General features: G+C 39.4%; 14 protein-coding genes. All 14 read right to left on the bottom strand.

What is annotated here, in order from left to right:
* Positions 1 to 68 precede the first annotated feature (68 nt).
* From RWZ05_RS04170 to RWZ05_RS04105, 14 genes are read right to left on the bottom strand one after another with little or no spacing between them, the layout of a single operon-like run.
* Positions 69 to 1,160, bottom strand: coding sequence for an LptF/LptG family permease (locus RWZ05_RS04170; RefSeq protein WP_314642402.1), 1,092 nt, complete (start codon positions 1,158 to 1,160; stop codon positions 69 to 71).
* An 8-nt stretch (positions 1,161 to 1,168) separates the two neighbouring features.
* Positions 1,169 to 1,888, bottom strand: a complete 720-nt coding sequence (gene lptB, locus RWZ05_RS04165) for an LPS export ABC transporter ATP-binding protein (protein ID WP_314642401.1) — start codon at positions 1,886 to 1,888, stop codon at positions 1,169 to 1,171.
* Positions 1,889 to 1,897: 9 nt separating this feature from the next.
* The gene (locus tag RWZ05_RS04160) at positions 1,898 to 2,623 is read right to left on the bottom strand and encodes an LptA/OstA family protein (protein ID WP_314642399.1); all 726 of its coding nucleotides are present in this window, start codon (positions 2,621 to 2,623) and stop codon (positions 1,898 to 1,900) included.
* 12 nt (positions 2,624 to 2,635) lie between these two features.
* Complete coding sequence (gene lptC, locus RWZ05_RS04155; protein WP_314642398.1) at positions 2,636 to 3,172, bottom strand: LPS export ABC transporter periplasmic protein LptC; 537 nt, start codon at positions 3,170 to 3,172, stop codon at positions 2,636 to 2,638.
* Complete coding sequence (locus RWZ05_RS04150; RefSeq protein WP_314642395.1) at positions 3,159 to 4,091, bottom strand: lysophospholipid acyltransferase family protein; 933 nt, start codon at positions 4,089 to 4,091, stop codon at positions 3,159 to 3,161. Before RWZ05_RS04150 ends, lptC begins: the two co-directional genes overlap by 14 nt.
* A gap of 14 nt (positions 4,092 to 4,105) precedes the next feature.
* Positions 4,106 to 4,627, bottom strand: coding sequence for an HAD-IIIA family hydrolase (locus RWZ05_RS04145; protein ID WP_314642393.1), 522 nt, complete (start codon positions 4,625 to 4,627; stop codon positions 4,106 to 4,108).
* Positions 4,627 to 5,598 carry a KpsF/GutQ family sugar-phosphate isomerase gene (locus tag RWZ05_RS04140; protein ID WP_314642391.1) on the bottom strand — a complete coding sequence of 324 codons (972 nt, stop codon included), beginning with the start codon at positions 5,596 to 5,598 and terminating at the stop codon, positions 4,627 to 4,629. The genes RWZ05_RS04145 and RWZ05_RS04140 overlap by 1 nt, the downstream gene beginning before the upstream one ends.
* A gap of 11 nt (positions 5,599 to 5,609) precedes the next feature.
* Positions 5,610 to 6,428: a 3-deoxy-8-phosphooctulonate synthase gene (kdsA, locus tag RWZ05_RS04135; protein ID WP_314642387.1), complete on the bottom strand. Its 819-nt coding sequence runs from the start codon at positions 6,426 to 6,428 to the stop codon at positions 5,610 to 5,612.
* Positions 6,429 to 7,160 carry a 3-deoxy-manno-octulosonate cytidylyltransferase gene (kdsB, locus tag RWZ05_RS04130; RefSeq protein WP_314642384.1) on the bottom strand — a complete coding sequence of 244 codons (732 nt, stop codon included), beginning with the start codon at positions 7,158 to 7,160 and terminating at the stop codon, positions 6,429 to 6,431.
* Positions 7,161 to 7,204: 44 nt separating this feature from the next.
* Positions 7,205 to 8,317, bottom strand: coding sequence for a tetraacyldisaccharide 4'-kinase (lpxK, locus tag RWZ05_RS04125; protein WP_314642382.1), 1,113 nt, complete (start codon positions 8,315 to 8,317; stop codon positions 7,205 to 7,207).
* 56 nt (positions 8,318 to 8,373) lie between these two features.
* The gene (locus RWZ05_RS04120) at positions 8,374 to 9,678 is read right to left on the bottom strand and encodes a 3-deoxy-D-manno-octulosonic acid transferase (protein ID WP_314642379.1); all 1,305 of its coding nucleotides are present in this window, start codon (positions 9,676 to 9,678) and stop codon (positions 8,374 to 8,376) included.
* Between the two features lie 2 nt (positions 9,679 to 9,680).
* Positions 9,681 to 11,411, bottom strand: coding sequence for a lipid A export permease/ATP-binding protein MsbA (gene msbA, locus RWZ05_RS04115; RefSeq protein ID WP_314642378.1), 1,731 nt, complete (start codon positions 11,409 to 11,411; stop codon positions 9,681 to 9,683).
* Positions 11,404 to 12,546, bottom strand: coding sequence for a lipid-A-disaccharide synthase (lpxB, locus tag RWZ05_RS04110; protein ID WP_314642377.1), 1,143 nt, complete (start codon positions 12,544 to 12,546; stop codon positions 11,404 to 11,406). The genes msbA and lpxB overlap by 8 nt, the downstream gene beginning before the upstream one ends.
* Positions 12,543 to 13,382, bottom strand: coding sequence for a UDP-2,3-diacylglucosamine diphosphatase LpxI domain-containing protein (locus tag RWZ05_RS04105; RefSeq protein WP_314642376.1), 840 nt, complete (start codon positions 13,380 to 13,382; stop codon positions 12,543 to 12,545). The genes lpxB and RWZ05_RS04105 overlap by 4 nt, the downstream gene beginning before the upstream one ends.
* Positions 13,383 to 13,583: the final 201 nt, after the last annotated feature.

Raw genomic sequence — 13,583 nt, 5'->3', positions numbered from 1 at the left:
AGATTACAATAGTTCAAGTCAATTATACTACTAGATTTCGTAATTCTAGTTTCGCTCTTTCTCCTAGGTTACTTCGATACGCGCCAATTTAAATATAAACCTGCAATGACACCTAATGTATTAGGTATTAGTGCTGCCAATAAAGTCGGCAATGCACCACCTTTACCTAAAGCACCGGCAAATGTCATCACACCATAGTAGATAAAGATGATTAAAATACTAATACCAAAGCCGATAGATGAACTAGAACGTTGCTTTTGAAGACCTAATGGAGCACCAACAAGAGCAAACACAAAGCTCGCAAGTGGAATTGTAAAACGTTGGTACAGTTCCATTTCTAGCTTATTAGCATTTGTATAGGCTGCCTTATAAGCTTTAATTTGATGACGCAACTCTTTAATCGTTAATTCTTCTGGTTTACGTTGATCTTCTTGAATATCCTTTGGTGCAGACTTAATCGGCAAGGATTGTTCCTTGAACTTCATAGTTCTCTCTACGCCATCACCAGCAGATAAATCATAGATGATACCATTCTGCATCACCCAGTATTGACCATTCCAGATAGCCGTATCAGCATTTTCAACCTGCTGCAACTTACCGCCTTCGCCAAATTGTTGCACCGTAATCATGCTCAACTGTTTCGTTTCAGCATTATAGCTCTTAGCATACATCAATGTTCCCAACTCATCACCATTCATCGTTTTCAAAACAATATGATTTTGTGTTTGAGGTGATGCATTTTTTATGATTTGTTCGCGTACAATCGTTTGATACATATTGTTCGTACGAGGTACGACGAACTCATTAAATGCTACGGCCCCAATAGAAATGATGAGGGCAATGATATACACCGGCATCGCTAAACGCAAGAAACTAAGGCCACCGGCACGCATAACAACAATCTCACTAGTACTACTCAAACGACTAAAGGTCATAAGAGAAGCCAATAGTACCGACATAGGGAATGTTAAGATAACAATGCTTGGTAACGCCAAGACAAAAGCTTTCATAACAAGCAATAATGGTGCCCCATATTCAGTAATATATTGAGCAATTCTAAATAATGTGCCTGTACCAATAAAAATACTAGTAAAAGCAAATACACCAAATAGGAATGGGCCTACGAAGGCTTTTAAAATATATTTATCTAATAATCTCATAGTCCCTCCTATAATTTAAAGTTATCCCCTAAATAATGCTCACGAGCGATTGGATTGTTCGCGATTTCATCAGGGGTACCCTCTAGGAGAATTTTGCCACTACTCAAAATATAAGCTTTATCTACAATCCCCAATGTTTCACGCACATTGTGATCTGTAATCAAGATACCTATACCTCGATTTTTAACATGTAAGATTATTTGTTGAATGTCAGCTACCGCAATTGGATCGACACCAGCAAATGGTTCGTCTAAAAGGACAAAATTAGGCTCTAGAGCAAGACAACGAGCAATTTCTACACGACGTCGTTCACCACCAGATAATTGCATCCCCATGCGATCTCGAACATGACCAATATTGAACTCTTCAAGTAACGACTCCACAATAGCCTCAATTTCATCAGATTTCTTTGATGTCGTTTGTAACATTGCACGAATATTATCCTCTACGGTCATAGATCGAAAAATCGAAGCTTCTTGTGGTAGGTATCCAATACCTTCAGCAGCTCGTTTATACATTGGAATATTGGTAATATCCTTACCACCAACGGTAATAATACCAGAACTAGGTCGTTCAATACCTACAATCATGTAGAATGATGTAGTTTTCCCCGCCCCATTAGGACCGAGGAGCCCTACGACTTGCCCCTTATCAACGCGCAGACTCACCCCATCTACCACATTGCGACCACTAAAGGTTTTGACTAAGTTTTTGGTTTCTATATACATATTTTATCCTTATTGATTCGGAACAATGATAAGTGTACTACGTCCACCTAATGTTTCAGCAGAATCATCAGCTAAACGTATTTTAAGCTCAGGTGCATTAAGCACATTGCCATTTTGAACGGCGTGTGCAGAGCCAGATAATAGTACTACCCCATCATTTTGGTTAGGTGTTTGTGTATAGGTAGCTCGATCGGCAGAACCAGATACATTTCGTTCTGGATTAGAGAATGTTACATTCCCTTGTGCTACTGCGCGAATTTCGTTTAGCCAGCCTTCTACTTTATCGCCTGTCAATGTAGTACCTTCTGCAATTAAGCGAGCGTTACCAGTTACAAGGCCATACTCTGTATCTGTATTATATTCAACTTTGTCGCCAAAAATTTGACGATCACTACGTTGTAAATGAACACCGCCATCAGCAGTGAATTTATTATTATTATAGCTGTGCACTGATTGTGCAGACATAGCCATATCAGAACCAATCATAGATACGCCACCATCAAGATTTGCTTCTTGAGTTTTTGTATTGTACCAACCATTCGCACCAGTCATTGTTTTATCAGCTTGAGTGATTACTACATTACCTTTTGCATCAGCACGTCCTGTATTACCGTCATAAGATAATGTATCTGCACTAATCATTAATGGATCATTATTTGCGGCCCAAGCTGTAACAGATGCTGTCATAAGTATAGCTAAGATAGCCATACCTATCTGTTTTTTCTTATTCATCATATTTCCTCTCAATTACTTCTTCGTTAACTTCGCGTTGCCAATAGCTTTAATAATCTTCAAGGACATATTGCCCTCTAACTTATCCCCTGTTAAAGTTACGTCCTTACTGTTATAGGTGAATGGTGTTTTAGATGTCAACGTTTTCGTTTTATTATCAAAGTGAAGGGCTTCAGTTTTAAATTCTGCCCCTTCCGTATTGGTAGCTGTAACGCCTTGATCAATATCAAGAGAATTACGATCTCCTGTCAATACAGCATGTGGTGCTGTAATAGTAGTAGTCACATCATCTTGATAGAAAAGTCCCTTCAAATTAGTCAAAACTATGGCCTTTGTCCGTGGGTCATATTCAATCTTTTCAGCTGATAAAGCCCACACTAACTTGCCATCCTTTTCCTCTTGTAGGTCAGCACCTTGGAAATTAACAAGTTGACCACTTTGATTTTGAGTAGTACTAACCTCATTAGAGTCTTTCATAATATATACGATAAGACCCACTAAAGCCAACACTATAGCGGCCACAATGGCAATTAATTTTTTATTGTTTTTCATGTGCCCTCTCCCGTGCAGCTATCTTCTTGTCATAATCAATAATTTGATCCATCTTAGTCATCCAACGATGTTGGAACCAAAGCCATTCATCTGGATGCTGACGGATAAAGTCTTCAGTAACACGTACACATTCCTCAGTTAGACGATACATATCTGCATCTTCATCACCAGTTTCAATATAATGCAATGCTGGTAAAATGTTAACAATATGTCCACCTTCAGGTTTACGAGATGCAAAAATTGGAACTACAGGGGAACCAAATTTTTTCGCAAATGTAGCTGGCCCAATAACCGCTGAGGAGTCTTGACCTAAAAACGGAACTGGTAAACCATTTATATACCCATCTTGGTCAGCTAAGAAGCCAAGCAGTTTTTTCTTTTTTAAGGCCTTTGCAGCGGAAACGATTTCGTTGCCACCACTAGCAAATACATCAAGCCCTACCATCTCACGATACTCATTCATGAGACGTGTAAATTGAGCATTCGGTTGTTTCTTAACAATTGTAGTAGATGGGTATCCATGAGCCGCCATAGCCGCGCCCATCCATTCCCAGTTTCCTACATGACCAGTAAGAACGATAACACCTTTATCTTCAGCAATGGCGTCTTCTAAATATTCGACACCACGCATTTCAATATGTTTATCGATAAAGGATTTTGTTAGGTTTGGCATGTATAGTACTTCCATAGCACTACGACCGAGATTTTTGAACAGCTTATCAATTAATTGTTCTGCCTCTTGATCATTCATGTTCATGCCAATTTTAATATTTTTTATACCTCTAAGTTTTTGCTTCTTCGCTATGAATCCATATACAGGACCTAAACTAGCGCCTATGAGCAAAATGAGCTTGTACGGCAGTCGGCAGACAAGCCAACTAATGCCTTTAACTAAATGGTATTGCCATTCGTTATTCATTCTGCCCACCTCCTTTATTGTCCATGAGCATGGGCCTCTCGTGCATAGTCTGCTACGACAGTTTCCCATAATCCTTGATTTTTCAAGATATATTCTACAGCTTCTCTTACGGCACCTTGACCGCCATTAACAGTAGAAATAAATTTTGCTAATTGTTTTACCTCCGGTACCGCATTATTTGGCGCCATTGGTAAACCAACTATTTGAAGAGCCCCCAAATCGTTGAGGTCATCTCCCATGTATGCAATCTTCTCTAAATCGATTTGATGTTCTGCACAGAGAGTTCTTAATGCTTCTGTTTTATTAGCATGGCCCATAAGGAGTACATCAAAGTGAAGCTCCTTAGCACGACGCTCAACCATCGGGGAAATACGAGCTGTAATAATTGCAAGTTTAATCCCTGATTTACGAGCCGCTGTTAAACCTAAGCCATCTTTTACAGAAAAAGATTTTAGCTCTTCTCCACTCGATGTATAAACTAGAGATCCATCAGATAAAACGCCATCCACATCGAGAACAATCCATTGAATATTCATTATACAATGCCTCTACGCAATAAATCCGTAATATGAACAATGCCAAGACATACATTATTACCATCTACAACGGGTAAAACAGTAATTGGACGAGGTTGATTTTTCTCCATCAAGTGAAGAGCTTCAGCAGCCAGTTTGTCCTTAGTAATAGTGCGAGGCATAGCAGTCATCATATCCTCTACAGGCCATTCTAAGAAGTTACTGCCAGAATCAAGACCACGGCGAACATCACCATCAGTAACAAGGCCTAATAAGTGCCCTTCTTCATCGATTACATTAGTAGCGCCCAATCCTTTTTCTGTCATTACAAAGAGTGCATCACGAACAGTAGCACCTTTAAATACAGTAGGATTATCTTCACCACCATGCATGATATTTTCCACAGTCAGCAATAGCTTGCGACCTAAAGAACCACCTGGATGGAATACAGCAAAGTTTTCCGGTGTAAAATGATGACGCTCTAATAAGCATACAGCTAATGCATCGCCTAGCGCCAATGCAACTGTAGTACTTGTAGTAGGCGCTAATCCTAGTGGACAAGCCTCACGTTCTACTTCAGCCAACAATACGATGTCGGAATTCTTAGCTAATGTAGATTCTGGTTTCCCGACAATGCAGATTAATTTTGCACCTATGCGACGCAAGGATGGCAAAATACTAATGATTTCACCAGTTTCACCGCTATTAGAAAAGGCTAATACTACATCATCTTCTGTAATCATACCAAGATCACCATGTACGCCTTCACCAGGATGCATGAATAATGCTGGAGTACCAGTACTTGCTAAGGTAGCCGCAATTTTACGGCCAATATGACCAGATTTACCCATCCCTGTACATACTACACGGCCCTTACAAGCCAAAATCATATTTACAGCATTTACAAAATTGTGATCCAAACGAGAACTTAATTCTTCTATAGCACGAGCTTCCTCATGAAGCACCTGTGCCGCTTGTTCTAAAATAGTCACAAATACCGCCCCTAACCTTTTACGATTTTATCAATAGCTACTAAATCGCGTAGCACAGCTTCGAATTGATCTAAATACAACATGTTTGGACCATCGGATAATGCTTCCTCTGGGTTATCATGTACTTCAAAGAATAGGCCATCTACGCCACTAGCTACAGCTGCGCGAGCCAAGTTAGGTACAAATTCACGATTACCGCTAGATTTAGTACCTGCACCACCTGGTAATTGAACGCTATGAGTAGCATCAAAGATTACAGGATAGTCAAAAGAGCGCATAATAGGGAACGATCTCATATCTACTACGAGGTTGTTATAGCCAAAGCTAAAACCACGTTCTGTAAGCATAAGATTTTCATTACCCGTTTCTTTCATTTTATTAAGAACATTTTCCATGTCCTTAGGTGCCATAAATTGGCCTTTTTTAACATTTACGCATTTACCAGTTTTAGCAGCCCCATAAACAAGGTCTGTTTGTCGGCATAAGAAAGCTGGAATTTGAAGAATATCTAACACTTCAGCAGCAGGCTCTATTTGCTCAATAGAGTGAATATCACTTACAACTGGTACGTTGAGTTCTTTCTTAATAGAAGCGAGCATTTTTAAACCTTCGTCTAGACCTGGGCCACGGAAGGAGCCAAAGCTAGAACGATTAGCTTTATCGAAAGATGCTTTAAAGATGTAAGGGACACCTAAACGCTCACAAATCTCTTTTGCCCGTTTACCAATGGCTAATGTGCGATCATAATCCTCGATAACACATGGTCCTGCAAGAACAAATAAGCCTTTGCCACCACCTACTGTAATATCTTTAATTTGAACTGTTTTCATTTATTTCTCCTCTTGCTCGTAAATTGCATTTACACGAGCTAAGTCTTCCGGTGTGTCCACACCGATAAATCGTTTATCTGTAAGAATAACACGAATAGTATAGCCATTTTCAAGAGCTCGTAATTGTTCTAACGATTCTGTTTGCTCAGCAGCAGTTGGCTCCATCTTGGCGTAATTTAATAAGAAACCTCTACGATACGCATAGATTCCAATATGTTTTAATGGAGTTCTCACAAAATCATGGCGAGGATAGGGAATTAAAGATCTTGAAAAATACATCGCATCATTACGATTATTTAAAATGACCTTTACCGCTGAAGGTTCATCGTATTCCTCCTCTAATAAAGGAGTAGCTACGGTAGCCATTTGTAAGTTTGGATCCTCTTCAAAAAGCTGGGCCAAGTCATCAATAAGGTTTGGCTCAATCATAGGCTCATCACCTTGGACATTGATAACTACATCTAAGTCAGTATAATGACTAGCAACCTCTGCTAATCGATCAGTTCCTGTCGGATGATTAGGATCTGTCATCATAACAGTTCCCCCAAATTGTTGAACTGCAGAATAAACGCGGTCATCATCAGTAGCAACAATAGTACATGATGTTTTTGTTGCTTGAGACACCCTATCGTAAACGCGTTCAATCATCGGTTTTCCTGCAATATCAGCTAATGGTTTACCAGGTAATCTAGTAGAACCATAACGGGCAGGAATGACACATCCAAACTTCACAATAAAACCCCATTTCTGTTATTCGTGTATCTTATTATTATACACTAAATCTCTAAATTTTCTATGAATTCTTGTTTCCCAAAAACAAATTCAATCCCGATAGATAGCACTAGAATCGGTATTTTCAAGTCTTCGATTGCATGCAACTGACTTAACTTCACCGCATCCTTTTCTGTAATGCAAATTGCATCAGCTTGATGTGCAAACGCTTCTTTCCAAATGTCTACTACATCATCATTGGTGAAGTCGTGATGATCACCAAATGGTAAAGTATGAACCACATTATATCCTACGTCAGTCAAAGTTTGCGTAAAGGAGTGTGGATTACCGATACCACTAACAGCCATAATACGCTGATCCTTATAGGAGTCTACTGGATTACCAGCTGTACCGTTAGCCCACTCATCCAACGTATACATACATTGAGGCTTATGTGTAGTTTCATAAACAGGTATATTGGGAACCAGTTGAGATAAGCGCTTACGAACAGCCGACACAATACCTGGTGCCACTTGATCTACCTTCATAAGGACAATAATATTAGCCCGTTGTAAACCACTGAGTGGTTCACGCAATAAACCACGTGGTAATACATGGTCATAGCCAAATGGATTAGACGCATCGATAAGTACAATATCAATATCTCTAGCTAATGCGCGATGTTGAAATCCATCATCCATTACTAGACAGTCGGCTCCGAGTTCATTAATAGCAATCTCTGCTGATTTCGATCGTTCACGGCCAATGATAACATTAGATTTTTGCAAAACCTTTGCAAGTAACCAAGCTTCATCACCACTAATAGTTGGTTCTACAAGTATTGTGCCATCTTTAGAAATAATGATGTTCTTCTTGTTATCTTCTGCTCGATAACCACGACTAAGCACGGTAGGATGAAGACCCTTTTGGGTAAGCACATCACAGATAAATCGTACCATCGGTGTTTTACCAGTACCACCAGTCGTAATATTACCAACGCTGATAACAGGTACAGTAACTTTTGTAACGCCTTCGCCTTCATCAAATTTAGCATTGCGCATAGATATAGCCTTCTCATAACCTTTACTTAAAAAACCTAAGCTAGAACGAGCTATATCACCTAATATGGATTGATTTTCACCACTAACTATGGATTTAAATAATGCTTCCCCACTCATAGGTGACCCCTCCTATTATGAAATATTATGGATTAAAGAAACAAATCATATCTATCTTATGGGACAATATGATGTTTTTCGAATAATTGACGCAACTCTTGTGTATTACGTTGAGTAGCACCGCGATTCTCACGAATAATATCAAGGCAATTTTGACCCATTTCTGCTGCCAAACCTTTGTCTTTACATAAACGTAACACCATAGTGGTTAACTCTTTACCATTCTTCACTTGCTCACAAGCATGACGAGAATTTAATAAACTGAAAATCTCTTTGAAATTGAACATATATGGTCCTACAAGAATTGGTTTGCCATGTGCTGCAGGCTCGAGAATATTATGTCCCCCAGTTTTTACAAGAGAACCACCCACAAAAATGATATCCCCTAAACTATACAAACGACCTAGTTCACCAATAGTATCTAAAACAACTACAGGTATCCCTTCATGAACTGGCTCGGTCATATCGCTACGACAAATAGCATTCAATTCATAACGTTTTGCTAAAGTTTGAACATCATGGCCTCGATATATCTCACGAGGTGCAATTAGTAAGCGAGCCTGAGGATATTCTTGCAAGACTTGTTTAAAGGTCTCAAAGATAGTTTCTTCCTCACCCTTATGTGTACTACCTGCGATGATGATAGGGTGATTATTGCCAAAACCAAACTCTTCAAGAAGAGACTGTTTTTCTTCATCTGATACGCTAGCATACGTTTGATCATACTTCATATTACCCGTTACGGTAATATCAGATCTTTTGGCTCCTAGTACTTCAATATGTGCCTCATCAAATTTTGATTGCATGCAGAAACGCTCTATGGGACGCAACATTTCCTTAGTGAAAGCACTAATATATCTATAGCGTTTCACACTACGATCAGAAATGCGACCGTTAACCATCATAACCGGAATACTTTCCGATTGAGCAATACGCAAAAAGTTAGGCCAGATTTCAGTCTCTACAAGCAAAATAGTAATTGGCTTGATAATATGCAAAATTTTGCGTGTTAAATATGGCAAATCTAAAGGGAAGAAAATAATCCCTTCTGCCTCAGGAATGATTCGATGTGCCATAGCATGACCAGTTGCAGTAACAACAGACACAACTACAACAGCTTCAGGAAATTCCTTTTTAATCTCTTTTACCAATGGACTAGTAGCCACAATTTCCCCTACAGAAGCAGCATGAATCCAAATGGCACGGCGTCCTTCAATTTTCTTTAATAGTGAGGCTGGCATATAGCCTGCACTCTGTTTGATACGCTCATAGAAACCTTCTTCAAAGGCGAGTCGGTATAAAATAACCGGTATCAATCCAATCCAATAGATTATGAGCAATATATTATATATCCAGTACATGGTTATCCTTTGTGGGAGAATTGAACGGAATAGAGATGGTTGTACAATCCGCCGTCAACAGCTAATAGCTCTTGGTGAGTCCCCTGCTCTACCAAGCGACCTTGATTAAGTACAACAATTTGATGAGCATTTTGAACAGTGCTCAATCGATGGGCAATAACAAATGCTGTACGCCCTTTCATGAGGCGATCGAGCGCCTCTTGTACAAGTTTTTCACTTTCTGTATCTAATGCAGATGTAGCTTCATCTAAAATTAAAATACGAGGATCTTTCAAAATAGCACGTGCAATAGCAACCCTTTGACGCTGACCACCAGATAAGGAGCTGCCTCGTTCGCCTACGAGGGTATTGAGACCATCAGGCATCTTTTCAACGAATTCAAGCACATTAGCAGCTTTAGCCGCCTCATATACCTCTTCATCAGTTGCATCTAAACGACCATACAAGATGTTCTCTTTAATAGTAGCATTGAACAATACAGTTTCTTGTGGTACAAGGCCGATTTGCTCACGCAAGGACTTGAAGGTAACATCCTTAATATCGTAACCGTCAATGGTAATAGATCCACCTGTAACATCATAGAAACGAGGTAATAGGTTTGCCAAAGTGGTCTTGCCCGCACCAGAAGGACCTACGAGGGCTACACTTTCACCTGCCTTAACAGATAAGTTGAAGTTTTCTAGTGCCATCTTTTCTCCATCATAGGAGAAGGATACATCTTTAAATTCTACATCACCTTTAATATTAGGCAATGTAATGGCATTAGCTTTTTCTACTACATCCGTCTTAGTATCTAAAATTTCAAAGACACGATCCGCCGCAGCCAACGCTTTTTGAATATTGCCATATACTTGGCTTAAACGTTTTACTGGGTTGGACAAGTTGATAGCATAAATCAGGAAGGCGATCAAAGAGCCCGCCGTAATTGTACCAGTTACTACGGAATAGCCACCGTACCAGAGAATAACCGCTATAGCGATAGCTGCAGAGAACTCAACCATAGGACTTAACAAACTAGTTAATTTAGTGGCTTTAATAACGGCTCTAAAGTTACGATCATTTTCGTCTTCAAAGCGCTTGCGCTCAAAATCTTCACGAGAGAAGGATTTTACAACACGAATTGCACTGATGACCTCTTGTAAAAGTGCCGTAATATCAGCGATACGACCTTGTACATCATGGCCTGCAAAGCGAAGCTTTTTACCAAATACATTAATAATCACCAATACCACTGGTACGGTAATAAAGGTAACGAGTGTCAAGCTCCAGTCGATGAGAAGCATAGACACCAAGGAACCAATAAGTGTTACAGATTCCGTAATAAAGGAAATCAAATTATCTACTACGGCGGTTTGCAAGGCAGCAACGTCATTCGTAAGATTACTCATGATAACGCCTGTTTTACGGCGATCAAAATAAGATAGACTTAATTTTTGTAAATGATTAAAGATGGCCTCACGTACATCGATAATGACGCGTTGTCCAATGTAGGACATATTATAGGTTTGACCATATGTAGCAAAGCCACGAATTAAGAATATTAGAATGATAGCACCTACAATGAGGTTCAGCATAAACATATTCTTTTCATCTAATACTTGGTCTACTACATTTTTAATAAGCCAAGGGACTACCAAGTAGGCCGCAGCAGCAACAATCATGCAGAATACTGCAAAGATCATACGCTTATAATAAGGCTTTACAAAGTATAAAAGCCTAGAATAACTATTCATTACATTTCTCCTTACCGAGATCATATACAAGATGTGCTACTCGTTTTACGGCACCAGGCTCACCTAATTTATGATGTACCTCACGCAATTCGCTACGCATAGCTTCGTTCTTTTCTACATCACTAATGAGTGGTTCTACTAAGGATACAATTGCCTCTGGTGTAACAGCATCTTGCAACAATTCAGGAATTACTTCTTTACCAGCCACAATATTAGGCAAACCTACATGTGTTACATTGACCACCATCTTACCAATACCATACGTAATTGGAGATACGCGATACAATAAAACGGTAGGCAATTCCATCATAGCCGTTTCTAATGTAGCTGTTCCTGATGCGGCAAGGCACACATCGCAAATTTGCATCAAATCATATGTATGGTCTTCTGTAATCGTAACAGGCACCTTATGAGCATCGATGAAAGTTTCTAACTCACTACGATCGATGGTGTGTGCACGAGGCAAGAAGAATTGAATATCTTCATGGTTTGCCATCAATTGCTCACCACTTTTTAACATCGTATCAAGTAGAGATAAAACCTCTTGCTTGCGACTACCAGGCATGAGTAATACCTTTTTAGCGTCTTTACGAGCCCCAAAGTATTCTTCAGCCTCCTCTTTAGTCATCGTAGGATGTACGATATCTAATAATGGATGACCTACGAACTCTACATCGCATTTATATTTGCGATACGCCTCAGCTTCAAAGGGGAATATGGATGCAACCTTTGTTACATACTTGCGAATTGTATTTCCACGACTGCTGTGCCATGCCCAAATCGTAGGAGCAATATAATACAGAACTGGAATACCCAGTTCATGTGCTACAGCAGCAAGTTTCATATTAAACCCAGGATAATCTACACAAACGAGGATATCTGGTTTTTCCTTCAACATGACGCGTTTTAAGTACGTCCGTAACTTAAAGAATTTTGGTAAGGATTTCACAATTTCAACAATACCAATAACGCCAAGGTTTTTAATGTCATATACAATGCGAACACCAGCGCGCTCCATCAAGGTGCCGCCCATGCCAAACATGTCTACAGAAGGATCTATTTCTCTCAATGCATTGGCAACACTTGCCGCATGAGTATCACCGGATGCTTCACCGGCAGAAAACATGACTTTCATTCTGCATCCTTTCTGGAATTTACAAATTCTTGGTCTACAGCACAAATAACAATACCATGACGATTGGCCATATCAAGTACATCTTGTTGTTGTACAAAAATAGTTTTTTCAGCTTCAACAGCAAGCACTTTACATCCGCTATCAATCATGGACATCAATGTCTTTATACCGACTGCAGGCACATCAAAGCGCACATCTTGATTTGGTTTCTCTGTTTTTACTACAACAGCCTCACCACGGCCAAGCTCACCACCGCGCAAAATACATTTATCAGTACCCTCAATAGCTTCAATAGCCATCGCCGCTTTATGCTTAACAACAACAGTTTGCCCAATATCAAGGCCGCCCATTTGTTTCGCTAATTCAAAACCAAAGCAAATATCTGCCCATTGTTCTTCGGTTGGCTGTGCTTTTGAAAATACACCGACCTTAGGCATAAATGGTTTTAAGTATACTGTCTGATCTAATACTTTAAAACCTTCTCTTTCAATTTCATCAACAATGGCAAGCATGATCGTATCATCCTTGCGATTCTTTAACCGTTTAAGAATACCTAATGTTTTCAAATCTGGAAAGCTAAGGCCCTTAAAAAGTATTTCCTTAGTTACTTTGCCTAACATAGTTAACTCAACAACACCTTCATTTTTTAAGGTCTTGAAGATTTTACCTAACTTAGCAACACTAATATCATAGAAAGCATCGGCCTCAGCTTTTAAAGCTGGGTCAATATCAGGTACCACACCAATAACAACCACTTCGTGGCCTAATACATGAGCGGCACGCATGAATTCTACAGGCAAAGCACCAATGCCCGCAATTAATCCTACCTTTGCCAAGACTTTACCTCCTAGATGGCTCTATGGCCTATATATCAATTAGTAATCTCAAATTTATAATGATTTGACTAAAAAAAGACATAATCATATACAATATATTGTACTATAAATAGCCACTTTTTACCATTAAAACACCAAGGTTTATGCCCTTTTCTTCATCATTTTATCAGAATTTTTTAGCACACAAAAAGACCTCGCACA

The sequence above is a fragment of the uncultured Veillonella sp. genome (genome assembly GCF_963543145.1).
Taxonomy (GTDB): Bacteria; Bacillota; Negativicutes; order Veillonellales; family Veillonellaceae; genus Veillonella.
This window is presented reverse-complemented; position numbering and strand designations above follow the sequence as displayed.